We start from the raw sequence: 23,511 nt of genomic DNA on the forward strand, positions 1-23,511 counted from the left end.
GAAGGCCCCGTTCCGTGGTCACTCCCTTTTTTATTCCTTTGGTTCGCGAGACGAGCGAGCATCGCCCCCATGGCTTACGAAGTCACCCTTATCACCGGCGACGGCACGGGCCCCGAACTGGCCGAGGCCACCCGACGCTGCATCGACGCCACCGGCGTCAAGATCAACTGGGACGTGCAGGAGGCCGGCGTCGACGTCATGGAGCGTCTCGGCACCCCCGTGCCCGACAGCGTCATCGAGTCCATCAAGCGCACCGGGGTCGCCCTGAAGGCCCCCATCACCACCCCCGTCGGCACCGGCTTCCGCTCGGTCAACGTCTACCTCCGCCAGGTGCTCGACCTGTACGCCTGCGTCCGCCCCTGCAAGATTTATGAAGGGGTCCGCACGACCTTCTCCGACCACAAGATCGACCTCGTCATCGTCCGCGAGAACACCGAAGACCTGTACGCGGGCATCGAGTTCGAGCTGGACAAGCCCGAAACCGCCGAGCTGATCGGCACCATCAAGCGCCTCAACGGCAAGACCATCCGACCCGACTCGGGCATCTCCATCAAGCCGATCTCCGTCGAGGGCTCGCGCCGGATCGTCCAGTACGCCTTCGACTACGCCCGCAAGCACGGCCGCAAGAAGGTCACCGCCGTCCACAAGGCCAACATCCTGAAGTTCTCCGACGGCCTCTTCCTCAAGACCGCCGAGGAGGTCGCCAAGCAGAACTCCGACATCGAGTTCGACGAGCGCATTGTTGACAACATGTGCATGCAGCTCGTCCAGAAGCCCGAGCTGTACGACGTCCTCGTTCTGCCGAACCTCTACGGCGACATCCTCTCCGACCTCGGCGCCGGCCTGGTCGGCGGCCTCGGCATGGCCCCCGGCATGAACGTCGGCGACAAGGGTGCCGTCTTCGAGGCCACCCACGGCTCCGCCCCCAAGTACAAGGGCCAGAACAAGGTCAACCCGGTCGCCCTGATCCTCTCCGGCAAGCTCATGCTCGACTACCTCGGCGAGACCGACGCCGGCGCCCGCCTCGAGAAGGCCGTCGCCCAGGTCATCGCCGAGGGCAAGGACGTCACCTACGACATGAAGCCCCACCGCGACGACCCCACCGCCGTCGGCACCTCCGAGATGGCCGACGCCATCATCAAGGCCATGGGCTGAGCGATCGGCCTTGCCTGATACCTCCATGCGAGATCGAGGGGTGGCTGAGGTCGTCTCGATCGCAGTCCCCCTCTCGTCGCACCGAATGCTCGGGCCGAGGCGCTCCCAATCCTCCTGTCGAGTTCTCGTGGAGCCTGTCCATGGAAGTTGCCTCCAAGCTCGGCGGCCTCGCCGCCATCGTGGTCGGCGGCTTCATGATTATCATGGCGTTCGGCTTCACGACGCTCGGCGAAGGAGATCGCGACTCCCCGCCTCCGGCTCCCTTGGTCGCCCGCCTGCTTCATCACGATGAACTGGGGCCGCTGCTCCTCGGTGGCATCCTTCTCGGCCTCGCGGGCGTCTGGCTGGCGTTCCGCACGCCAGAGCCGCTCGCCTGACCTGATCGGACTGACTTCGGCTCCGGATGATCGGATCACTCCTCGCCCGGGCGGCCTCGGAGGGAGCCCATCATGGCTCAGCAACGGCATCGGCCGTGGTTCCTCGCCGCCGCAGTCGGCGGATCGATCCTGTGGCTCGGCTGCTGGGCGGCCACGGTCGTCCCCGGGTCGTCGGCCGTCACCATGCAATGGGCACTGGGCAACCTCCTGGCCGCGCTGACCGGCGCGGCGATCGGGGTGGCCGTGGTGTGTCGATCCCGTTCCTGAGACCAAGGGCGTTGTCAGGCCACGCGACAGCTCAACCTGCGTCCCCACATGTCCACGCCCGTCGCGACCACTCCCGCCACCCAGACATGCAGGCATAGCGAGACCGGCCGACAGCATTTATGATCAGGCTTCAAGCTTCCCTCCATGCGCCTGCCTCCCGGTCGTGCTTTTGGAAGTTCTCGCCATGCCCCACGTCGTCCTCCTCGGAGACTCGATCTTCGACAACGCCGCGTATGTCCCCGGCGGGCCGTCGGTCCTCGATCATCTCCAGAAGCATCTGCTCCCGAGCTGGCGGGCAACGCTGCTCGCCGTCGATGGCGCGGTGACCGAGGACGTGGCCCGACAACTCAGGGGGCTCCCCGACGACGCGACCCACCTGGTCGTCAGCACCGGCGGGAACGACGCGCTCGGCGCCCGCTCCTGGATCCTCCACGAGCCGGCCGACTCGGTGGCCGAGGTGTTGACCGCCCTCAACGCCATCCGAGAAACCTTCCAGGCCGCCTATCGGGCCATGCTCGACCGCCTCCAGGCGTTGCACAAACCGGTCGCCGTGTGCACCATCTACGACGCCATCCCCGGCCTCTCCCCCGCCGAGCGGGCCGGGCTGGCCCTGTTCAATGAGGTGATCCTCCGCGAGGCGTCGCGTGCCATCGCCCCGGTCATCGACCTCCGCCTCGCCTGCAACGACCCGGACGACTTCTCGCCGCTCTCCCCCATCGAGCCCTCCGCGACCGGCGGCGGCAAGATCGCCCGCCTCATCCGCCGCGTCGTGGCCGAGCAGGACGTCTCGAACCTCGCCGCCCGCATCTACCGCTGACCGTTCGTTCGTCCTCCCTCCCCGCATCAAAGGACCGTCCACGGATGGATCGCATCGCCTTTCACCGACTCATCCGGGGCGAGACCCGAGGCCCCCGCGCCACCCTGGCCAGGGCCGCGCTCCGCGTCGCCGCCGAGGGCTACCGCCTGGGCATCACCTCCCGCAACGCCCGCTTCGATCGCGGCGACACGGTCGAGCGGGCCGACGTGCCGGTCGTCTCGATCGGCAACATCACCGTCGGCGGCACCGGCAAGACCCCGATGGTCGAATACGCCTGCCGACACTTCCGCGCCCTCGGCCTCCGCGTCGCCATCCTCAGCCGAGGCTACGGCGCGACCGACGGCCTGAACGACGAGGGGCTCGTCCTCGACGCCAACCTGCCCGACGTCCCCCACTTCCAGGACCCCGACCGCGTCTCGCTCGCCCGGATCGCCGTCGAGGAGTGCGAGTCCCAGATCCTCGTCCTCGACGACGGCTTCCAGCACCGCCGCCTCGCCCGCGACCTCGACATCGTCCTGATCGACGCCCTCGACCCCTTCGGCCTCGGCCACCTCCTGCCCCGCGGCCTGCTCCGCGAGCCGGTCCGCTCCCTCCGCCGCGCCGGGGTGGTCGTGCTGTCTCGGGCCGACCTCGTCTCTCCCGACGATCGCCGCTCGATTCGCACCGAGGCCGAACGCCGCGCCGGCCCGCTCCCCTGGGCCGAGGCCCGCCACGCCCCCCGCGACCTGATCGACGACGCCGGCCGATCCTTCCCGCTCGACCTCGCCCGGTCCGGCCCGGTCGTCGCCTTCTGCGGGCTGGGGAATCCCGAAGGATTCCGACGCACCGTGCTCGGCCTCGGTGCCGACCTCGTCGCCTTCCGGGCCTTCCCCGACCATCACCCTTATGATCGCTCGGATGTCGATTCCCTCATTTCCTGGGCCCGCGACCACCGGGCCAGCCTGGCCTTGACCACGCAGAAGGATTCGGTCAAGCTTCGCCTCGACCGCCTGGGGCCCGTCCCCCTGCGCGCCGTCCGGATCGGTCTCGAACCGCTCGACGGGGCCGACCTCCTCAACGCCTCGCTCGACCGGATCGCCGCGATGGCTCGCCCCGACCCGGAGCCGTGACGCCGACCCTCGGCCTCCCTCCCTTCCGACTTCGGGAAAGGATTCCCCGATGCGGATCGTTGTCTTCTGCCCGAACCTCGTCGGCGACACCGTCATGGCCACGCCGACCCTGCGCGCCCTCCGCCAGGGGTTCCCGTCCGCGCGCATCTCCGGCCTCATCAAGCCGAACGTCGCCCCGACCCTCGCCGGCGCCCCCTGGCTCGACGACCTCATCCTCTTCCACCCCAAATCGAAACACCCCACCCAGCGCATGCCCGGCGTCATCGCCCGGTTGCGACACGAGCGGTTCGACCTGGCCGTCCTGCTGCCCAACTCCATCCGATCGGCCCTCATGGCCTGGCTCGGCGGCGTCGAGCGTCGCGTCGGCTACGCCCGGGGCGGCCGCGGCCTCCTCCTGACCGACCACCTCCACGCCCCCCGCGACCCCCGAGGCCGCTTCTCCCCCGTGCCGATCGTCGAGTATTACCTCGCCCTCGCCCGGCACCTGCACTGCCCGGTCGATTCCCTCTCCTGCGAGCTGTTCACGACCGACGCCGACGAGCAGTCCGCCGACCTCGCCTGGAAGCGGCTCGGCCTGCTGGGCGATCGCCCGGTCGTCTGCCTGAACACCGGAGGCGCCTTCGGACCCGCCAAGAACTGGCCCGAAGGCCACTTCGCCGCCCTCGCCCGCCGCCTGGTGGGCGAGCTGGGCGTGAAGGTCCTCGTCGTCTGCGGCCCCGCCGAGCGGGAATCGGCCCGGGCGATCGTCGCCGAGTCCTCCCATCCCGACGTGGTCAGCCTGGCCGACGAACCGGTGAGCATCGGCCTGACCAAGGCCAGCGTCCGCCGATCGGCCCTGCTCGTCACCACCGACTCCGGCCCCCGCCACTTCGCCGCCGGCTTCGGCGTGCCGGTCGTGAGCCTCTTCGGCCCGACGCACATCGCCTGGACCCGCACCTATCACCCCCTGGCCGTCCACCTGCAACAGCCCGTCCCCTGCGGGCCGTGCCAGAAGCCGGTTTGCCCGCTCGGCCACCACCGCTGCATGACCGAGCTGCACCCCGACGCCGTCTTCGAGGCCAGCCGACGCCTCCTCTCCCGGCCGTCGACCTTCCGCGCGGCCTGACGTTTCGTCCGATCGATCCGGAGCATTCCCCATGTCCACCTGGCTCGTCACCGGAGGCTCCGGATTCCTCGGCCGCCATGTCTTGAACCGAATCACCGATTCAGATCTCCGAATCTCCCGCGTTCTCGCCCTCGGCCGACGCCTCCCCGATGCCTGGCCCGCCGAGTCGTTCCTCCGCGCCGACCTGAACGACCCCGCCTCCCTCTCCCGGGCCCTCGCCGCCGCCCGGCCCTCGGTCGTCCTCCACCTGGCCGGCCAGACTCCCCCCGCCGACGACGCCACCCTGCACCGCGTCAATGCAGGGGGCACGCTCGCCTTGCTGCGGGCCTTGCTCGCGATCGGCCGCCCCTGCCGCGTCGTCACCGCCGGCTCGGCCGCCGAGCTAGGCCCCGTCCCCGAATCCGCGCTCCCCGCCGACGAGTCCACCCCCTGCCGGCCCGACTCCCCCTACGGCCTGAGCAAGTGGTCCGCCTCCCGTGTCACCGTCGCCAGCCCCGGGCCGATCCAGGGGATCGCCGCCCGCATCTTCAACCCGATCGGCCCCGGCATGCCGTCCGCCCAGGCGTTCGGCCGCTTCGCCGCCACCCTGGCCGCACCCGGACCCGACCCGCTGCATCTCCAAACTGCCAACCTCGACGCCCGCCGCGACCTGATCGACGCCCGGGACGTGGCCGACGCCCTCATCGCCCTGGCCCTGCGTGGCCGTCCGGGGCAGGTCTATCACGTCGGCACCGGCGTCTCGCACCGCATCGGCGACGGCCTCGACCGCCTCATCGCCCTCAGCGGTCGCCGCGTGATCGTCACCCCCGACCCGACCCCCTGCCCCGGCCCGATCGACTCCCGAGCCTCGATCGCCGCCATCACCCGAGACACCGGCTGGACCCCTCGGATCTCCTTCGACCAGAGCCTGTCCGACCTCTGGCACTCCCTCCGCCCCCGATCCGTCCGGCCCGACGCCCCCCACCCCGACCCCTCCCCGTCCAACCGCTGCCGCCCCTCCCCCGCCCGATCGACCGACTGACCTTGACCGTTCTCCCAAACCCCCCGACAATCCCGCCCGGGCGGTCCAGGGAGCGGACCGCGCATCCGACCCGACCCGACTCGGCACCCGTCCAAAGGAGGGCGACGCGGTGATCCCCCGCCCCCAATCTCGAACGCTGATCGCCATCCTCGCGCTCACCGCCTGCCTGCACGTCGTGGGGATGATCCGCACCCCGCTCCCCTCGCAAGACGGCCTCAAATTCATCCGGATCGCCCGCGAGTTCGGCCAGCAGCCCTGGGCCGACGTGGTCCGCAACGCCGACCAGCACCCGCTCTATCCCGCCCTCATCGCCGCCCTGCACCCGGTCCTCGCCCCCCGGATCGCCGACGGCCCCGACTCCTGGCGGGTCGCCGCGCAAGGGGGCTCGATGCTGGCCATGCTCGCCGCCATCCCCCTGTTCTTCGCCCTCGCCCGCCGCTGCGTCGGCCGCCGATCCGCCCTGCTGGCGACCTTCTTCCTCCCGATCCTCCCCCTCTTCGCCGAACTCGGGCACGAGACCCTCAGCGACGCCACCGCGCTGCTCTTCGCCGTCGCCGCCCTCGCCTTCGGGACGCTCGCCCTGACCACCGGCCGGGCCCGGGCCGCCCTCGGCTGCGGCCTCTGCGCCGGCCTCGGCTACCTCGCCCGCCCCGAGGTCGCCGCCGTCCCCCTCGCCCTTCTCGCCGCCGGGGCCGTGTCCTGGATCGCGACACTCCGAAGGCACTCGCGCACCGCCTCCGATCGTCGGATTCCGATTCCGCATCTGAACCAAAAACGTAACACCTCCCTCGCCGTCGAACTCACCGCCGTAGGTCGCCTCACAGCAGCCGCCCCCTCCCAACCCTCGCCCCCTGTGGGGGAGAGGGTGGCCGAAGGCCGGGTGAGGGGGCCATCGGCCGGCTCGCCACGCCTTACGATCCGAACCCAGACCCCTCACCCCGGCCCTCTCCCCGCTCGCGGGGAGAGGGGGCCAATTCATCCCTCGCCCCCTCCGGGGGAGAAGGGGGCCGCAGGCCGGGTGAGGGGGTCCGCTGCCGACGCCCTCGTCGATCGCCTCCCAAAGATCCCTTCGCCGCTGCGCTGCCTCGCCGGCCTCCTGATTCCCTTCCTCCTGCTGATCGCCTCCTACGCCGCCATCAAGGGGACGATCTCCGAAAAGCTCTCGTTCCGCGTCGCGACCGGCCTGGGAGACGGCACCGGCGTCTCGCGCGACGTGCCGCTCTGGGTCCCCCCGGGCCTCGACGACCCGCGCTGGGACTTCGCCCCGAAGGAAGAATCAAACGCCCCCGGCCCGCTCGGGCTGGTCCCCGCCTCGGTCCTCGTCCTCCGACGCACCACCGAGGCCGCCGCCTGGGTGCTCATTCCCCTGGCCTGCTGGGGGGCCTGGCACCATCGCGGATCTCGCCGATCGCTCCCGGCCCGCCGCACGCTCGGCCTGCTCGCCCTCGGCTTCGTGGCCATCCTCGTCAGGCACGCGATGACCACCGGCTACCTCTCCGACCGCCACTGCGCCCTGCTCGTCATTGCCCTCCTGCCCTGGTCGGCCTTCGGGCTGCTCGACCTGTCACGCCGATGGGCCGGTCGCCGCGCACTCGCCCCCGCACGTCGGCAACGGATTGCAAGACTGGCCCTCGCCTCGCTCCTCGTCGGCGTCGTGGCCCTCCAACTCAAGCCCGGCCACGCCAGCCGATGGGGCTACCAGCAGGCCGGCCGGTGGCTGGCCGAGCGGGCCGGGCCGGGCGATGCCGTGCTCGACACCCGGGGCTGGGCCGCCTTCGTCTCCGACCTGCGCTCGTACGGCCCCTGGCACATCCGCCAGGCGTTGACCGACGAAAAACTCGCCTATATCGTCATCTCCGACGACGAACTCACCGCCGAGAGCCGCCGCGCCGAGACCCTCGCCGCCCTGCTCGACTACGCCGCCGTCCCCGTCGCCGCCTTCCCCGAACGACAGGGGGGCGACGCCGTCGGCGTCCGCGTCTACCGCTACGCCCGGCCCGAGTCGTGGGAGGGAATCGTCCGATGAGCCAACGCCCCGCTTCCCCCTCCCCCTCCGGCTCCTTGCTGAAGCGCCTCACCCGGGGGACCCGCTGGGCCTGGCGCTCCCCGCACCACGGCGACCGTCTGCCGCCCGACCTCGACGCCATCGTCATGCAGATCCGGTCCGACGACCGCCTGCACGCCAAGCAAGGCCGCTCGACCTGCCGCGTCCGGTTCGACTCCCCGGGCGGCCCCTTGATCGTCTACCTCAAGCGCCATTACCAGCTCCCCTGGCCGACCCGGCTCGCCGCCCTGCTCCACCCGGACGGCCGCCACTCCCCCGCCGGGGCCGAGTGGCGTCACCTCCACAAAGGGCGAGAACTGGGCCTCCTCGTCCCCGAACCCGTCGCCGCGGGCGAGACCATCGGCCCCTGGGGACGGGTGCAAAGCTACCTGATGGTCGAGGAGCTGACCGGCTTCCTCCCGCTCCACGAGGCCGTCCCGGTCATGGCCGCCCGCCTCGACCCGCTTGCCTTCGCCTCCTGGAAGCGCCGACTCATCGCCGCCATGGCCGAGCTGACCGCCCGTCTCCACCGGGCGCGGACGTTCCACAAAGATCTCTATCTCTGCCATTATTACATCGACCTCGAACGGGCCGATTCCCCCCTCTACCTGATCGACCTGCATCGCCTCGCCTCGCACCGCCTCTCCGGCCCGTGGTGGCGGTGGAAGGACCTGGCGCAACTGCTCTATTCCACGTTCGACGTCGAGGGGATCGACGACCGCGACCGCCTCCGCTTCTGGCTCCGCTATCGCCGGCGGATGGACCTGCGCCGGCCCGCCCTCGATGCCCGCCTCATCCGGGCCCGGGCCGCCCGATACCACGCGCACAATCTCAAGAAAGCCCGCGTCGGCTGACCAATCCGGGCCGCGACCGCCTCGGGAGACCCCCATGCATCTCGCCATCACCTACCAGCGCGTCGATCCGTCCAAGGGGGGCGCCGAGACCTACGTCGCCGACCTCTGCCGACGCCTCGTCGAGCGCGGCCACCGGGTCGACCTCTATACCGCCTCCTGCGCCGAGGGGGCCGTGCCGCCCGAGGTCCGCATCGTCCCCGTCCCCGCGACCGGCCCGACCCGATGGGCCCGCATGCTCCGCTTCGGCAAAAACTCCGAGGCCGCGCTCCAACGGGCGACCTTCGATTGCTCCGTCGGATTCATCAACACCTGGCATCACGACGTGATCATCCCCCAGGGGGGCATCCACCCCGCCAGCCTCGACCACAACTCCCGACGCTTCCCCGAAGGGTGGCGACGCTCCCTCTACCGCCTCAGCAAGCGGGCGAACCCGAAGGACTGGCTCTACCGCTCCATCGAGCGCCGCCAGTACGACCCCCGGCGCGGCGCCCGCGTCGTCGCCGTCAGCAGGTTCGTCCAGGGGCACCTGGAACGGCAGTACCGCGTCCCCGCCGATCGCATCCGGGTCATCCCCAACGCCATCGACGCCGCCCGCCTCCGGGTCGACGACCCCGCGTCGGCCCGCCGCGCCTTCCGGTCGCGGCTCGGGCTGCCCGACGATGCCCTCGTCGCCCTCTTCGTGGCGCACAACTTCCGCCTCAAGGGGCTCGACCCCCTGCTCTCCGCCCTCCGGCTCCGCCGCGATCGCCACCCCTCCGCCCGGCCCGTCCACCTGGCCGTCTGCGGCGGCGGGAAGCTCGCCCCGTACCGCCGCAAGGTCGAGGCGCTCGGCCTGGGCGACGCCGTCCACCTCATCGGCTTCGCGAGCGACATCCGCGAGCCGTTCCACGGCGCCGATGCCTTCGTCCTGCCCAGCTATTACGACCCCTGCTCGCTCGTCGTCTTCGAGGCCCTCGCCTGCGGCCTGCCGGTCATCACCACCGCCACCAACGGCGCGGGCGAGGTCATCACCCCTGGCGTCGAGGGGTTCGTCGTCCCCCGGGCCGACGACCTGACCGCCCTGGCCGATGCCCTCGACGCCCTCTGCGACGACACCCACCGCCGGGCCATGTCCCGGGCGGCGGTCGAGCTGGGCCGGGCGCAATCGTTCGACGTCCATCTCGATCGCCTGATCGCCCTGTTCGAGGAGGTGGCCGCCGAACGCGCCGCCTCGCGGCGATCGCCGGGCACGTTGACGACGGCCCGACCCCAACCCCGATCCACCGCCGCCGCCTGATTCTCCCAGGCCCGGCCGTTCTCTCGACGGAGGATTCGCAAGGATGCAGGCAATTGTCCTGGCAGGTGGCAAGGGGACCCGGCTCCGGCCCTTCACGCACGTCTTCCCGAAGCCGCTCATGCCCCTCGGCGAGGCCGAGCCGATGCCGATTCTGGAGGTCGTGCTCCGCCAGCTCTCGCGGCATGGCTTCCATGATGTGACCATCATCACCGGATATCTCACCGAGTTGATCGAGGCCTTCTGCGGCAACGGCCGCCGCTTCGGCACCTCGATCGACTACCAGCGCGAGGTCACCCCGCTGGGCACGGCGGGCGGCCTGGTCATGGTCGACCGGCCCAAGGAACCTGTCCTCGTCCTCAACGGCGACATCCTCACCACGCTCGACTTCTCCGCCATGGCCGCCTTCCACCGCTCGCAGGGGGCCAAGGCCACCATCGCCTCCTTCCCCCGGACGGTCCGGATCGACTTCGGCGTGCTCGAATTCGCCAACGACCCGCACGTCCTGGCCGGCTACCGCGAGAAGCCCGAATTCTCGTTCCAGGTGAGCATGGGTCTTTATATGCTCGACCCCGTCGCCTGGGATTTCCTCGCCCCCGGACGCGAGCTGACCATGCCCGACCTGCTCGAACAGATGCGCGCCGCCGGCCACCCCGTCCACTGCTTCCGCCAGGACTGCACCTGGCTCGACATCGGCCGCCACGACGACTACGCCGCCGCCAACGAGATGTTCGAGGCCCGCCGCCCCGAGTTCCTCGGCCTCCCCGACCGACCCCGGCTCAAGATCGGATGACCCCGACGATGACCCTCGCCCTCTCCGCCCTGGCCGTCGCGCTGGCGTATCTCATCGGCTCGATCCCCTTCGGCTACCTCGTCGCCAAAGGGGTGAAGGGGATCGACATCCGCACGGTCGGTTCCGGGAACGTCGGCGCCACCAACGTCGGCCGCATCCTCGGATTCCGCTATTTCGTCCTGGTCATGCTCCTCGACCTGCTCAAGGGGCTCGGGCCGACCCTCGGCTTCTCCGCCCTGGTCGAGGCATTGACCGGCCGGGCGGTCCCCGTGCTGGCCGTCCCGGTCGCCCTGGCCGCGATCCTCGGGCACAACTTCTCCGCCTTCCTCCGCCTCCGGGGCGGCAAGGGGGTGGCCACCAGCCTCGGCGCGGTCATCGCGCTTGACCCGATCGCCGCCCTGGCCGCGGCCATCGCCTTCGTCGTCGTCCTGGTCATCACCCGATACGTGTCGATGTCCTCGATCCTCGGCGGCACGATCTTCGTGGTCGTCCACTTCTCCCGGTACTCGACCCCGCCGGCCGCCCAGGATTATCCCCTCGTGATCCTGATCGTGGTGCTCTATCTCATGCTGATCTACCGCCACCGATCGAATCTCGCCCGCATCCGCGCCGGCACCGAGTCGAAGGTCAGCTTCGGCAAGGGCAAAGACAAAGCGAAAGACAACGATACGGACCCGACTCGCCGCGACGGCCGCGCCTGGCCGGTCGTCCTGCTCGCGGTCGTCCTGCTCGGCGGGGCGACGCTGGGCGCCTCCACCCTGCTCGACGCCGACGGCCGCGCCCCGACCCTCCGCCTCGCTTCGGCCGAGCTGGCCGAGGTCGCCCGCTTCCGCACCGGCCATCAACGCGCCGGTGCGCTCACGTTTGCCGATGAGGGCCGCCTGCTCGTCGTCGCCTGCCCGCGCTACAACCGCCTCGTCCTCTTCCAGATCGACGAGGATGAAAATGTGTCCATGACGCACGACCTCCTCCTCCACGGCCGGCCCGTCGCCGTCCACGAGCAGGGGGACCGCCTGTTCGTCCTGCAACGCCCGACGGCCGACGACCGCCACCTCGAAGCCGGCTACTGGGAAGCCTTCTCGCACGACGGCGAGCCCCTCGGCTCGAAGTTCCGGGTCGGCTGGGACCCGGACGACTTCGCCTTCAGCCCCGACGGCGACTTCGCCTACGTCATCACCTCCGGCCGCTCCGAAGGCGGCGACGACAGCAAGCCCGCCCCGGCCCTGTCCGTCGTCGCGGTCGGCGACTCCACCGAGGAACACCAGATCGTCGCCCAGCTCGATTTCCTCGAACCCGATGACGACCCCGAGCGGATCATCCTCTCCGACTCCGGCCGGTTCGCCGCCGTCGTCCTGGCCCGGTCGCAGACGATCGCCTGCATCGACCTGTCCGACCCGGCCGCCCCCGCCCTCACCGGCCGCGTCCCCCTGGCCGCCCGAGAGGTCCCCTACCTCTCCCCCACCCCCATCGAGGATGATGAAATCCTCATGCCCGTCGATTCGACGCGCGAGACGCTCCTGATCCCCGAGCCCCCCGGCACCGAGGGCCCCCTGCTCGTCACCACCCTGCCCTACGGCTCGGCCCTCGAACTGGTCCACGGCCGTAACCGTCGCGCCGTCGGCCGGCTCGAACTCCGGGGCCCGCTCAACTTCGGCACGATCATCCCCATCGGCCTCGCCTACAGCGCCGACCGGGGCTTGCTCGCCATCTCCGACCGCTCCGGCGGCGTCCGGCTCGTCGCCTTCCGCGACCTCGGGGCCGATGCCCTCGCCTCGGCCGCCCCGCCCGATCCCGACCACTCGGCGCGCTGATCGCCGGGCCCCGCGGTACCCTTCGCCGGCCCGTCCGACTACACTGGGAGGCGACGACGAGGATCGCGACCGACCTGCGGGGCCTCCCTTCCATCTTCCTCCGCTCGCCCCGCGCCCCGAGAGGATCACCCATGCGGGACGACTGGCCCGGGACGCTCGATGACCCCGGCGGCGATGCGCTCCGGGGTCGCCCCCGCCTCGACCCCCCCCGATTCTGCCCCGGCTGCGCCCGCCCGAAACGCGCGAACCACGCCGACCTCTGCCCCGACTGCGGCGACCGCCTCCAACCGCAGGGCTATTGCACCGTCTGCGAATCCTTCTGGCCGCTCGCCGCCGGGTCCCCCTGCCCGAAGCACGACCTGCCGCTCGCCCCCGAGCCCCCCGAACCCCTGCTCACCGTCTCCGACGCCCAGGCGATCGACTGGGTCACCGTCGGATCCTTCCCCCTCCCCTACCAGGCCGAGGCCGCCCGGCTCCGGCTCGACGCCGAGGCGATTCCGACCCTCATCGAGGGCCACCGCATGGCCTCGCACGGCTACCACCTCATCACCGGCGGCATCCGCCTCCAGGTCCCCCGCTCCCTCGCCCAGGACGCCCGCATCATCCTCTCCCAGACCTGGTCCGTCCCCGCCGACGACGACGAAGATGACGACGACCTCGACGGGGACGACCCTCCCCACCCCGCCGAACCCCTCGCCGACGCTCCCGACTGGCGCGCCTCCCTCGTCTTCTGGGGGGTCGTCCTCTCCCTCCTCGTCGTCCTCGGTGGCGTCATCGGCCTCATCCGCTCCTGACCCCCCGCCCCGCTCGTCGGTCCCGCCCCACCCACCGGGACCGAAGTCTTGACCTCCTCCCGTTTCCACCCTCGATTGATGCGTCCCGGGTGGCCGCGATTGCTCGCCAACCGGGGCGGCACAGTGTCCTCCTCCCCTCCCTCCTCTATATCTCCTCTTCTCTGCGTCTCCGCGTCTCTGCGCGCGGTCCCCTCCCGTCCCCTCCCTCGCTGCGACTCGACAACCGCCGCCCGATCGGTCATGCTGGACTCATGTTGAACACGACGCCGTGCGCACCTCTTGCCGCGTTGCGTCTGCTGCCCGCCCGACCGCGCCGGAGGCACCGACCGATGCAGCCGATCCTCCCCGCCCGCTGGCTCCTCATCCCCTTCGTGCTCCTGCTTCCGGCCTCCCAATCCCTGCCCGCCCAGGACGCCAACGACCCGACCGACCCCCGCTCGATCGCCTACTTCGAGACGCACATCCGGCCCATCCTCGTCGAGCGCTGCGTCTCCTGCCACGGACCCGACGAGCGCGAGGGGGGGCTCCGCCTCGACACCCGGGCCGCCGTCTTCGACCTCGGCGGCGATTCCGGCCCCCCCGTCGAGCCCGGCGACCCGGACGCGAGTCTCCTCGTCGAGGCCATCCGCTACGATTCATTCGTGCAAATGCCCCCCTCGTCCAAACTCCCCGACGCCGAGATCGCCCTCCTGACCGACTGGATCGCCCACGGCGCCGCCTGGCCCGACGACGCCACTCCCGGCGGTGACGCCGATTCCCCCGACCCCTCCGACACCTTCGACCTCGCCGCCCGGGCCTCGCACTGGAGCCTCCAGCCGATCGCCGATCCCCCCGTCCCCGCCGTCGAGCAGTCCGACTGGCCCCGCAACCCGATCGACCGCTTCCTCCTCGCCCGTCTCGAAGCCGAAGGGCTCGAACCGTCTCCCGAGGCCGAGCCCCACACCCTCGCCCGTCGCGCCGCCTTCGCCCTGACCGGCCTGCCCCCGACCCCCGAAGATCTCCGCGCCTTTCTCGCCGACGACCGGCCCGACGCCTTCGATCGCCTCGTCGACCGCCTCCTCGAATCCCCCCGCTACGGCGAGCGCTGGGCCCGCCACTGGCTCGACCTCGTCCGCTTCGCCGAGACCTCCGGCCACGAGTTCGATTACGACATCCTCACCGCCCACCGCTACCGCGACTACGTCATCCGCGCCTTCAACGACGACGTCCCCTTCGATCAATTCATCATTGAACACCTCGCCGGCGACCTGCTCGACGCCCCCCGCCGCCACCCCGACACCGGCACCAACGAATCGATCCTCGGCACCATGTCCTACTTCTTCGCCGAGGGGACCCACTCCCCCGTCGACATCACCGAGGAAATGCGCACACGAGTCGATAATCAGATCGACGTCCTCAGCAAGACGTTCCTCGGCCTGACCGTCGCTTGCGCCCGATGCCACGACCACAAGTTCGACGCCATCACCACCCGAGACTATTACTCCCTGGCCGGCCACCTGCAGAGCACCCGCCACCAGTACGCCGTCATCGACGCCCCCGAGGTCTTCGACGCCCCCCTCGCCGAGCTCGACGCCCTCCGCGCCGCCCTCGCCGCCGAGGTCGATCCCCCCCGGCCGACCCGTGCCCCGTCCCCCCCCCCTCGCGACGGCGACACCCTCTTCGACGACTTCTCCGGCCCCGGCTTCGCCTCGTGGTTCCCCTCCGGGCACGCCTTCGGCCCCCGCCCCACCCGCCCCGGCGACGTGACGGTCGATGCCGACGGCAACCTCCTGCACCTTTCCCCCGGCTGGGCCCACAGCGGCGCCATCGCCCCCGGCCTGGTGGGGGTCCTCCGCTCGAAGACGTTCACCATCACTCAGCCCTATGTTCACCTCCTGGTCGCCGGGACTGCTGGACGTGTCAATCTCGTGATTGACGGCTTCGAGAAGATCCGGAGCCCCATCTACGGTGGCCTCACCCGCGCCGTCGACCACGGCGACGACCCCCGCTGGCTCACGCTCGACGCCTCCATGTGGCTCGGCCACCTCGCCTACCTCGAACTGGCCGACGGCGCCTCGTCCGACTACACCGGCGCCACCTCCTCCTTGATCCCCGGCGACGGCTACCTCGCCGTCGGCCACATCCTCACCTCCGACCACCGCGAGCCGCCAGTCATCCCCCCCATCGCCTCGTCGGGCCCGATCCGAAATCGCGTTCCGATCTCCTCACACTCCGACGACGCCTCCTCCCTCATCCGCCGCTACCGCGAGATCGCCGACCAGCTTCCCCCCCCCACCCTCGCCCTCGCCGCCGCCGACGGCACCGGCATCGACGTGCCGATCCACATCCGGGGCAGCGCGAAGAACCTCGGGGCGGTCGCCCCGCGCGGGTTCCTCGAAGTCCTCGGGACCGACGCCCCCGACCGCCTCTCCCTCGCCCGCCGCGTCGCCGACCCCGCCAACCCCCTGACCGCCCGCGTCCTGGTCAACCGCCTCTGGGCGCACCACTTCGGCCGCGGCCTGGTCGCCTCCCCCGACGACTTCGGCGTGATGGGCACCCCCCCCTCGCACCCCGAGTTGCTCGACTGGCTCGCCTCCGAGTTCATCCGCTCCGGATGGTCGATCAAGCACATGCACCGCCTCATCATGACCTCGTCTGCTTATCAGATGTCCAGCCGCCCCCGATCCGAGGCCGACGCCATCGACCCCGACAACCTCCTCCTCCATCGCGCCAACCTCCGCCGCCTCGACGCCGAATCCCTGCGCGACACCATGCTCGCCCTCTCCGGCCGCCTCGACCCCGCCCTCTTCGGCCCGAGCGTCCCCACCCACCTGACCCCCTTCATGGACGGCCGCGGCCGCCCCCGCGAGTCCGGCCCGCTCGACGGTGACGGGCGCCGGACCCTCTATCTCAGCATCCGCCGCAACTTCCTCTCCCCCTTCCTCCTCGCCTTCGACTTCCCCAACCCCGCCACCACCCGCGGCCGGCGCGACGTGTCCAACGTCCCCGCCCAGGCCCTCGCCCTCTTGAACGACCCCTTCGTCCTCGACCAGGCCCGCCGCTGGGCCGCTCGCGCCACCGACGACCCCTCCCTCGCCCCCGAAACCATCGTCGACTCCCTTTACCTCTCCGCCTTCTCCCGCCCCCCCACGCCCGCCGAACGCTCCCGCGCCCTCGCCTTCCGATCCTCCTCCTCCTGGGCCGACCTCTGCCACGCCCTCCTCAACGCCAAGGAATTCCTTTATCTCGACTAAATGACATGTCCAATCCCATGCGTCCTCATTCCGCATCTCCACGCAAACTGATCGGCACGCGCACATGCCTCCGCCAGGTCATCCCCTCCCCCTCTCCCCGCGATCCGGGAGAGGGGCCCTGTGCCAGGACGCAACGCTTCGCAGGTCTTGTAGGGTGCTGTCGAGTCCTCGAAGACGCACCGATCCGAGATCGAAGGCCGGAGGTGCGTCTTCGAGGACTCGACGACACCCTACACGAAACGCCGAAACAACGTAACGAATTCCACCCCTCACCCGGCCTTCGGCCACCCTCTCCCCCGAAGGGGTCGAGGGTTGAAGTTGCTCCCTCTCCCCGCTCGCGGGGTGAGGGGTCCCCGTCCTTCCCCCACCACCTCCAGCCCAACCCCTCTACCCCGAAACGCTTGAGCCATTAACGATCCGATTCGCCTCTCGATCCCCCTTGCTCTCCCCTCGCCGACCGCCGACCCGACCGGAGCCCCGCCATGAGCCGCCTCCCATCCCCCCTCTCGCGTCGAGCCCTCCTCTCCCGCGGCGCCAACGGCTTCGGGGCACTCGCCCTCACCTCCCTCCTCACCGACTCCGCCTTCGGCTCCCTCCTCGTCCCATCCCACGAAACCGCCTCCCCCTCCCCCCTCCACCACCCGCCGAAGGCCAAAAGCGTCATCTTCCTCTACATGGACGGCGGCCCCTCCCAGGTCGACACCTTCGACCCCAAGCCCCGCCTCACCCGAGAGCACGGCAAACCCATCCAGACCCGCGTCGAACCCACCCAGTTCAACGACGTCGGAGCCGTCCTCGGCTCCCCCTGGGCCTTCCGCCGCCGGGGAGAGAGCGGCATCCCCGTCAGCGACCTCTTCCCCCACGTCGGCTCATGCGTCGATGACCTGGCGATCGTCCGATCCATGGTCTCCAACTTCTCCGAACACACCAACGCCAACTACTTCCTCCACACCTGCCACGGCCAGCAAGGCCGCCCCAGCGCCGGCTCGTGGGTCACCTACGGCCTCGGCTCCGAGAGCCAGAATCTCCCCGGCTTCGTCGTCCTCAACGGCGGCCTCATCCCCCCCGGCGGCCTCGACTGCTTCGGCAACGGCTTCCTCTCCGCCTCCTACCAGGCCTCGATCCTCAAGTCCGGGGACCGCCCCCTCGCCAACATCGCCCCCGCCGACGACTCCCCCGACGCCCAGCGCCGCAAGCTCGACCTCATCCGATCGATGGATCGCGACCTGCTCACTCAGATTGGTGAACATGACGCCATCGAATCCGCCATCGCCAACGCCGAGCTCGCCTTCCGCATGCAATCCGCCGTCCCCGAGCTGACCGACCTCTCCGGCGAGTCCCCCGCCACCCTCCGGCTCTACGGCCTCGACGCCCCCTACCCCGGCACCCGGTCCTACGCCCGCCAGTGCCTGCTCGCCCGCCGCCTCGTCGAGCGCGGGGTCCGCTTCATCGAGCTGACCTGCCCCAGCCTCGGCCACGACCGCTGGGACCAGCACTCGAACCTCAAGAAAGGCCACGAGGACAACGCCCGCGCCGTCGACCAGCCCATCGCCGCCCTGCTCCGCGACCTCAAATCCCGTGGCCTGCTCGACTCCACCCTCGTCGTCTGGGGCGGCGAGTTCGGCCGCACCCCCATGGCCCAGGGGACCGACGGCCGCGACCACAACCCCTTCGGCTTCACCATGTGGCTCGCCGGCGGCGGCATCAAGGGGGGCACCATCCACGGCGCGACCGACGACTACGGCTACCACGCCATCGAAAACAAGGTCGAGATCTACGACCTCCACGCCACCATCCTCCACCTCCTCGGCATCGACCACACCCGCCTCACCTACCGCTTCAGCGGCCGGGACATGCGCCTCACCGACGTCCACGGCCACGTCGTCCATCCCATCCTGTCCTGATCGCACCTGCCTTCGTCCATCCGGCGAATGCCCCCCCACGTCCTCGTGGCCCTGCCGTCACGCCTCGATCGCCCGCCGATCACCCCCCACGCCAACGCGGCCATGCCCATTTGCCCACCTTCATCCAGAGAGGCGTGCTTGACATGAAGCCAGAAATGATCACGTCCCTGAAAGCCCTCTGCCCCCTTGCCCTCTTCTTCCTCCTACCCGGGTGCGGCGCCCCGGCGCCCGACCCCGCCTCTGGCCCTCCCCCCTCGACGGCCGCCGACCCCGCCTCGGACGCCTTCCGCCAATCCGCCCGCGCCCTCACCAAGACCTTCTCCGAATCCCTCAAAGGCGAGCTCTCCGCTGCCATGGCCGAGGGCGGCCCCGCCCTCGCCATCCCCGTCTGCTCCGAGAAGGCCCCGTCGATCGCCGCCGACGCCTCCGCCGACGGCCTGACCATCCGCCGCATCGGCACCCGCGTCCGCAACACCGCTACCAACACCCCCACCCCCGCCGAGCGCTCCGTCCTCGACCGCCTCACCGACCAGTCCCCCGAATTCGTCGGCGAACTCGACGGCTCACTCACCTACATGCGTGCCATTTACATCCAGGAATCCGTATGCCTCAACTGCCACGGTTCCCCCGACATCCTCCACCCCGACGCCCCCCCCTTGCTCGCCGACCTCTACCCCGACGACTCCGCCACCGGCTACTCCCTCGGCGACAAGCGCGGCGCCTTCGTCGTCAAACCCTCCTCCGAACCCACACCACCACATGACCGTTAACCATCACTTCCATCAAACTCCGATGCTGCCTACGTCTTCAGCCTGGTGCGGACCTCTTGCAACGCCGCAAGCGCTTCCTCGTCCCCGACGCCCGGTGGATCGATCGCTTCGATCATCCGGTACATCAGATCAACCGCTCGGGCCTGCTGTTCGTCGCTCGCAGCATCTGGATAAATGACTTCACAATCATCCTTCAACCTGAGTGAGTATTCCTCGGCCTGCAGGCTGGCCATGCCCCGTTCTCGGATTGCCGACTCGACCTGGTCGAGCTTCTCGGACAGTGCAATCTCGAACTCCTTGAAGTCCATGCCTGAACCCTCGTGACGTGATGCTGATGCTCAACGTTGAATATATCGATCGGTTTGCGCCGGTGGCCCGTGCGCGGCGAGGGGATCTGGGTGTCGCGGAATGCCTGACCCGATGAATCCCTGGCGGCGAGCCACTGGTACCTCCCGCCGCCTCGGCGACAGGCCGTAGTTGTTCCGGGTCGCGGTTACCGTTCCAGCGGCGTGCAAAACCCGATAATCGTGCCCTCGATGCTGCGGACATACGCGACCGTCTGACCCCAGGGCATCACCTTCGGCTCCGCCACGGGCACCGCCCCCGCCCCGATGGCACGTTCGAAGGCCGCCGAGACCTCTGTCGTCAAGAACGCGACCTCGACCCCCGACGGGTGGCCACCTTCGGGACGCGAGTAGCCACCGGGCATCATCCGTTCCCCGCAGCGGTGTGAGCCGAACCCCAGGACCGTCCCCCCCGCGTCGAGTTCGCCAAACTCGTAGTCGTCGTCGTAGAACCGCGTCTCGAAGCCGAACGCCCGCCGATAAAACTCAAGGATCGCCGGGACGTCATCGACAAACAGGACTGTGCTGCCGTACCTCATCGCCCTCCGCCGCCTGACCACCCAGTTTCGCTGAACAGCCCGCCGAGAATTCGCCCCAAGGATACCAGGAATCACCACAGCGTGGCGTAAGCCACCCCGACCGCTCGTCCCATCACGACCCCGATCGCTCGGCCCCACCCGTCCCTCCTCGTGTTCCATCCGTGTTCCATCCGTGGCTCAAAACTCCCCGCCGGGAAATTTCCCCGGAAATTGTGCTTAAGCCTCCCCTTCGCCCCGATGATATCAGGATGAGCCTGCGCTCGATCGACCCGCACACCTTCGCACCACGCACCACTTCATCGAGGCGAATCGAACTCCCATGGACCCGCACCCCCTCCCCGCCGACCCGTCCGCCAACGCCACCACCCACGGCCTGACCGCCAGGCGCCCCCTCGACGCCGAGGAACGCGAGCGCATGGAAGTGATCGTCGCGAGTTGGACGAGCAAGTCCATGCCCGAGACCCCGCCTGAGGAGGCCCTCGTCGCCTCCGCCGCCATCGAATACGTCCGTTATTTGCGCTGCGTCGAGGCCGAAGAAGCCCGCCTCAAGCCCGGCCGCCAGCAGGCGCTGCGCGACTGGCGCGAGCGCAAGCAACACGCCGTCCGCCGCCGCGCCCAGGACTTGAAACGTGAACCCGAGGCCGTCGTCGCCGACCTGCTCGAGACCGCCTTCGGCATCGACTGGATGCTCCGCCACTGGCGGCACCTCCGCGCCCGGCTCGACGCCGCCACGCCCTGGACCGCCCAGGACTTGCTCAGCGCCATGAACCTGCTCGGACACGAACCCTCCCCCCCGAGCGACCGCACCAGCCCCGCCGGCCTCGTCTGGTGCCTGACCGCCGCCTCCTTCCCGAAACTCTTCCAGCCCGCGACCGAGACCCCCGGCAACCCCTCCGCCCTCGATCAACTCCGTTCCCTGCTCGACGATCAGATCGCCCGGCTCGAAACCCTCCGCCCGATCGTCTGGGACGACATCGACGCCCCCGAGGCCGCCGCCGTCGAGACCGCCTCGATGGTCGATACGAGCAAGGACGGCCAGCTCCGCCAGCGCTACCGCCGCGAGGCCTTCCGCGACTTCCACAAGTCGCTGCACGCCCTCGACCGCCTCCGCGCCGAGCGTTCCAAAGCTCACGCCCGCGAGGCGAAGATCATGGACGCCTCTCGATCGCAGCACGCCGACCGCCCCGCCTACGTCCCTCCCACCCCCGAATCCCGAAACGAACCCCCTCCCGGTCCCGATTCCTCGCCCGACAATCGCCGTAACCCTCAGCCTCTAAACGAAATCCGCAATACCCCGGCTGACCCCTCTGCCGCCCCCGAACGGCGCACCGAGGGGCGCACCATCGAGCGCACCGCGCCCGACCGCACCGCCTCGACCCCCTCAACCGGGCCGATGGATCGGCCGACTTCCCCGCCTCGACGCCCGGAACGCGGCCCGGAATCCCCGTGATCCTCGCCCCGAACCGATGGCGATGCGTCTCTCATGCCGATCCGACGATCCGGGAGGGTTCGCCGTCCGCGCCGATCCAACATCCGGCGATCATGCGATCCTCATCGAATCGTGGTACGATCCGGCCTGGCCCTGGCCCCGAGGCGACTTCGAACGGGACGCCCCGGCCTGAACCTCGTGCCCGGAATCACACCGCATCGCCCCCCCTTCAGGAGTGCTCCGTGACCATCCTGCCACTCGCCCGGTTCACCGTGATCCTCGCCCTGCCCGCGCTACTGGCCCCCGCCCTCCGCGCCGACGACGACGACACCGCGTCCGACGCCCAGCCGACCGCCACCGGCGTCGTCTTCCACGACCGCGACGGCGACGGCCTCCGCGGCGACGACGAGGAGGGCATCGCCGACGTCAAGGTCTCCAACGGCCGAGCCATCGTCAAGACCGACGCCGACGGCCGCTACGAGCTGCCGATCGACGACGACACGATCCTCTTCGTGCTCAAGCCCCGAGGCTGGATGACCCCCCTGAACGAGGACAACCTGCCCCAGTTCTACTACATCCACAAGCCGGCCGGGTCCCCCGAGTCGCGCTTCCCCGGCGTCGAGCCGACCGGCCCCCTGCCCGACTCGGTCGACTTCCCCTTGCACCCCCAGGCCGAGCCGGAGGTCTTCCGCGCCCTCTTCTTCGGCGACACCCAGCCGAGGGATGTGAAGGAGGTCGAGTACATCGCCCACGACATCATCGAGCCGATCCTCGCCGAGGGGACCGACGCCTCCTTCGGCGTCACGCTCGGCGACATCGTCTTCGACGACCTCTCGGTCATGCAACCCCTGAACCGGGCGATCGCCCTGCTCGGCCTCCCCTGGTACAACGTCATCGGCAACCACGACACCAACCAGGACGCCCTGCACGACGACCTCTCGGACGAGACGTTCGAACGCATCTACGGCCCCTCGTACTACTCGTTCGACCACGGCCCGGTCCACTTCATGGTGCTCGACGACATCATGTGGTACCTCCCCGACGACGGCGGCCGGGGGCGCTACAAAGGGGGCCTCGGCGAGCGCCAGATGGAGTTCATCCGCAACGACCTGGCCATGATCCCCGAGGATCAACTGGTCGTCCTGATGATGCACATCCCCTTGGTCAACGTCGAGGACCGTCACGAGCTGTACCGCCTGATCGAGCAGCGGCCGTTCGCCCTGTCCGTCTCGGCCCACACCCACTATCAGGAACACGTCTTCATCGGTGAGGACGACGACTTCCACGGCGCCGAGCCGCACCACCACGTCATCAACGTCACCACCTGCGGCAGCTGGTGGGGCGGCGCCCCGAACGAGCTGGGCATCCCCCACACGACCATGCGCGACGGCGCCCCGAACGGCTACTCGGTCTTCACCTTCGACGGCCAGAATTACGACATCGAGTTCCGCGCCGCCCGCCAGCCGGCCACCCACCAGATGACCATCTTCACCCCCGAGGTCGTTCCATCGGCCGAGGCCGGATCGACCGAGGTCCTCGTCAACGTCTTCGCCGGCTCCGAGCGATCGACCGTCGAGATGTCCTTCGGCGACTCCGGGACCTGGACCCCCCTGGAACACGCCGCCGTCGAGGACCCCTACTACCTCCGCATGAAGGCCCTCGAGGAGGGCGAGACCCCTCCCCCTGGCCGCCGCCTGCCGAACGTCATCACCTCGCCCCACATCTGGCGCGGCACCCTCCCCGCGAACCCCGAGCCGGGCACCCACGCCCTCCGCGTCCGGACCACCGACATGTTCGGCAAGACCTACGAGGACATCCGATCCCTCCGGATCGAATGAGCCCCTTCGTACTCTGCTCCCTGGCCCGGGGGGC

Annotated in this window: 20 protein-coding genes; 18 read left to right on the forward strand and 2 right to left on the reverse strand. The window is 70.1% G+C overall.

Annotated features, from left to right (window positions below; genetic code table 11):
* Positions 1-69: 69 nt before the first annotated feature.
* The 16 genes from AB1L88_RS12920 (at position 70) to AB1L88_RS12995 (ending at position 19,327) form a co-directional block, all read left to right on the forward strand.
* The gene (locus tag AB1L88_RS12920) at positions 70-1,155 is read left to right on the forward strand and encodes an isocitrate/isopropylmalate dehydrogenase family protein (protein WP_367097080.1); all 1,086 of its coding nucleotides are present in this window, start codon (positions 70-72) and stop codon (positions 1,153-1,155) included.
* A 140-nt stretch (positions 1,156-1,295) separates the two neighbouring features.
* Complete coding sequence (locus AB1L88_RS12925) at positions 1,296-1,532, forward strand: hypothetical protein (protein WP_367097081.1); 237 nt, start codon at positions 1,296-1,298, stop codon at positions 1,530-1,532.
* A 72-nt stretch (positions 1,533-1,604) separates the two neighbouring features.
* Positions 1,605-1,799, forward strand: coding sequence for a hypothetical protein (locus tag AB1L88_RS12930; protein WP_367097082.1), 195 nt, complete (start codon positions 1,605-1,607; stop codon positions 1,797-1,799).
* Between the two features lie 184 nt (positions 1,800-1,983).
* Positions 1,984-2,616: an SGNH/GDSL hydrolase family protein gene (locus tag AB1L88_RS12935; RefSeq protein WP_367097083.1), complete on the forward strand. Its 633-nt coding sequence runs from the start codon at positions 1,984-1,986 to the stop codon at positions 2,614-2,616.
* 44 nt (positions 2,617-2,660) lie between these two features.
* Positions 2,661-3,725, forward strand: coding sequence for a tetraacyldisaccharide 4'-kinase (gene lpxK / locus AB1L88_RS12940; RefSeq protein WP_367097084.1), 1,065 nt, complete (start codon positions 2,661-2,663; stop codon positions 3,723-3,725).
* 49 nt (positions 3,726-3,774) lie between these two features.
* Complete coding sequence (gene waaF / locus AB1L88_RS12945) at positions 3,775-4,830, forward strand: lipopolysaccharide heptosyltransferase II (protein ID WP_367097085.1); 1,056 nt, start codon at positions 3,775-3,777, stop codon at positions 4,828-4,830.
* 31 nt (positions 4,831-4,861) lie between these two features.
* Positions 4,862-5,851 (forward strand): NAD-dependent epimerase/dehydratase family protein, encoded by a 990-nt coding sequence (locus AB1L88_RS12950; RefSeq protein ID WP_367097086.1) that lies wholly within the window; start codon positions 4,862-4,864, stop codon positions 5,849-5,851.
* A gap of 109 nt (positions 5,852-5,960) precedes the next feature.
* Positions 5,961-7,877, forward strand: coding sequence for a glycosyltransferase family 39 protein (locus AB1L88_RS12955; RefSeq protein ID WP_367097087.1), 1,917 nt, complete (start codon positions 5,961-5,963; stop codon positions 7,875-7,877).
* The gene (locus AB1L88_RS12960; RefSeq protein ID WP_367097088.1) at positions 7,874-8,749 is read left to right on the forward strand and encodes a lipopolysaccharide kinase InaA family protein; all 876 of its coding nucleotides are present in this window, start codon (positions 7,874-7,876) and stop codon (positions 8,747-8,749) included. Before AB1L88_RS12955 ends, AB1L88_RS12960 begins: the two co-directional genes overlap by 4 nt.
* Positions 8,750-8,783: 34 nt before the next feature.
* Complete coding sequence (locus AB1L88_RS12965; protein WP_367097089.1) at positions 8,784-10,025, forward strand: glycosyltransferase family 4 protein; 1,242 nt, start codon at positions 8,784-8,786, stop codon at positions 10,023-10,025.
* A 43-nt stretch (positions 10,026-10,068) separates the two neighbouring features.
* Complete coding sequence (locus AB1L88_RS12970) at positions 10,069-10,815, forward strand: sugar phosphate nucleotidyltransferase (protein ID WP_367097090.1); 747 nt, start codon at positions 10,069-10,071, stop codon at positions 10,813-10,815.
* 8 nt (positions 10,816-10,823) lie between these two features.
* Positions 10,824-12,626, forward strand: a complete 1,803-nt coding sequence (gene plsY, locus AB1L88_RS12975; protein WP_367097091.1) for a glycerol-3-phosphate 1-O-acyltransferase PlsY — start codon at positions 10,824-10,826, stop codon at positions 12,624-12,626.
* A gap of 131 nt (positions 12,627-12,757) precedes the next feature.
* Positions 12,758-13,420, forward strand: coding sequence for a hypothetical protein (locus AB1L88_RS12980; RefSeq protein WP_367097092.1), 663 nt, complete (start codon positions 12,758-12,760; stop codon positions 13,418-13,420).
* A gap of 329 nt (positions 13,421-13,749) precedes the next feature.
* Positions 13,750-16,653: a PSD1 and planctomycete cytochrome C domain-containing protein gene (locus AB1L88_RS12985; RefSeq protein ID WP_367097093.1), complete on the forward strand. Its 2,904-nt coding sequence runs from the start codon at positions 13,750-13,752 to the stop codon at positions 16,651-16,653.
* Positions 16,654-17,135: 482 nt separating this feature from the next.
* On the forward strand, positions 17,136-18,557 hold the full coding sequence (locus AB1L88_RS12990; protein WP_367097094.1) for a DUF1501 domain-containing protein: 1,422 nt from the start codon (positions 17,136-17,138) through the stop codon (positions 18,555-18,557).
* A 155-nt stretch (positions 18,558-18,712) separates the two neighbouring features.
* A complete protein-coding gene (locus AB1L88_RS12995) occupies positions 18,713-19,327 on the forward strand; it encodes a DUF3365 domain-containing protein (protein ID WP_367097095.1) in 615 nt (204 codons plus the stop codon).
* A gap of 29 nt (positions 19,328-19,356) precedes the next feature.
* Here the strand turns inward: AB1L88_RS12995 and AB1L88_RS13000 are convergent, their stop codons facing one another.
* Both AB1L88_RS13000 and AB1L88_RS13005 read right to left on the reverse strand, forming a co-directional pair.
* Positions 19,357-19,635, reverse strand: a complete 279-nt coding sequence (locus tag AB1L88_RS13000) for a hypothetical protein (RefSeq protein ID WP_367097096.1) — start codon at positions 19,633-19,635, stop codon at positions 19,357-19,359.
* Positions 19,636-19,820: 185 nt separating this feature from the next.
* Positions 19,821-20,210, reverse strand: coding sequence for a VOC family protein (locus AB1L88_RS13005; RefSeq protein ID WP_367097097.1), 390 nt, complete (start codon positions 20,208-20,210; stop codon positions 19,821-19,823).
* Between the two features lie 319 nt (positions 20,211-20,529).
* On the opposite strand from AB1L88_RS13005, the gene AB1L88_RS13010 reads away from it, so the two are divergent.
* The gene (locus AB1L88_RS13010) at positions 20,530-21,660 is read left to right on the forward strand and encodes a hypothetical protein (protein WP_367097098.1); all 1,131 of its coding nucleotides are present in this window, start codon (positions 20,530-20,532) and stop codon (positions 21,658-21,660) included.
* Between the two features lie 221 nt (positions 21,661-21,881).
* Positions 21,882-23,477, forward strand: a complete 1,596-nt coding sequence (locus AB1L88_RS13015; RefSeq protein WP_367097099.1) for a calcineurin-like phosphoesterase family protein — start codon at positions 21,882-21,884, stop codon at positions 23,475-23,477.
* The last annotated feature ends 34 nt before the right edge of the window (positions 23,478-23,511 follow it).

This window comes from Tautonia sp. JC769, from assembly GCF_040717455.1.
Lineage (GTDB): Bacteria > Planctomycetota > Planctomycetia > Isosphaerales > Isosphaeraceae > Tautonia.

Bases quoted from the DNA above. Each gene is read 5' to 3' on its own strand.
- AB1L88_RS12920 (WP_367097080.1), top strand. From the start codon at position 70: ATGGCTTACGAAGTCACCCTTATCACCGGCGACGGCACGGGCCCCGAA.
- AB1L88_RS12925 (WP_367097081.1), top strand. From the start codon at position 1,296: ATGGAAGTTGCCTCCAAGCTCGGCGGCCTCGCCGCCATCGTGGTCGGC.
- AB1L88_RS12930 (WP_367097082.1), top strand. From the start codon at position 1,605: ATGGCTCAGCAACGGCATCGGCCGTGGTTCCTCGCCGCCGCAGTCGGC.
- AB1L88_RS12935 (WP_367097083.1), top strand. From the start codon at position 1,984: ATGCCCCACGTCGTCCTCCTCGGAGACTCGATCTTCGACAACGCCGCG.
- lpxK (WP_367097084.1), top strand. From the start codon at position 2,661: ATGGATCGCATCGCCTTTCACCGACTCATCCGGGGCGAGACCCGAGGC.
- waaF (WP_367097085.1), top strand. From the start codon at position 3,775: ATGCGGATCGTTGTCTTCTGCCCGAACCTCGTCGGCGACACCGTCATG.
- AB1L88_RS12950 (WP_367097086.1), top strand. From the start codon at position 4,862: ATGTCCACCTGGCTCGTCACCGGAGGCTCCGGATTCCTCGGCCGCCAT.
- AB1L88_RS12960 (WP_367097088.1), top strand. From the start codon at position 7,874: ATGAGCCAACGCCCCGCTTCCCCCTCCCCCTCCGGCTCCTTGCTGAAG.
- AB1L88_RS12965 (WP_367097089.1), top strand. From the start codon at position 8,784: ATGCATCTCGCCATCACCTACCAGCGCGTCGATCCGTCCAAGGGGGGC.
- AB1L88_RS12970 (WP_367097090.1), top strand. From the start codon at position 10,069: ATGCAGGCAATTGTCCTGGCAGGTGGCAAGGGGACCCGGCTCCGGCCC.
- plsY (WP_367097091.1), top strand. From the start codon at position 10,824: ATGACCCTCGCCCTCTCCGCCCTGGCCGTCGCGCTGGCGTATCTCATC.
- AB1L88_RS12980 (WP_367097092.1), top strand. From the start codon at position 12,758: ATGCGGGACGACTGGCCCGGGACGCTCGATGACCCCGGCGGCGATGCG.
- AB1L88_RS12985 (WP_367097093.1), top strand. From the start codon at position 13,750: ATGCAGCCGATCCTCCCCGCCCGCTGGCTCCTCATCCCCTTCGTGCTC.
- AB1L88_RS12990 (WP_367097094.1), top strand. From the start codon at position 17,136: ATGAGCCGCCTCCCATCCCCCCTCTCGCGTCGAGCCCTCCTCTCCCGC.
- AB1L88_RS12995 (WP_367097095.1), top strand. From the start codon at position 18,713: ATGATCACGTCCCTGAAAGCCCTCTGCCCCCTTGCCCTCTTCTTCCTC.
- AB1L88_RS13000 (WP_367097096.1), bottom strand. From the start codon at position 19,635: ATGGACTTCAAGGAGTTCGAGATTGCACTGTCCGAGAAGCTCGACCAG.
- AB1L88_RS13005 (WP_367097097.1), bottom strand. From the start codon at position 20,210: ATGAGGTACGGCAGCACAGTCCTGTTTGTCGATGACGTCCCGGCGATC.
- AB1L88_RS13010 (WP_367097098.1), top strand. From the start codon at position 20,530: ATGGACCCGCACCCCCTCCCCGCCGACCCGTCCGCCAACGCCACCACC.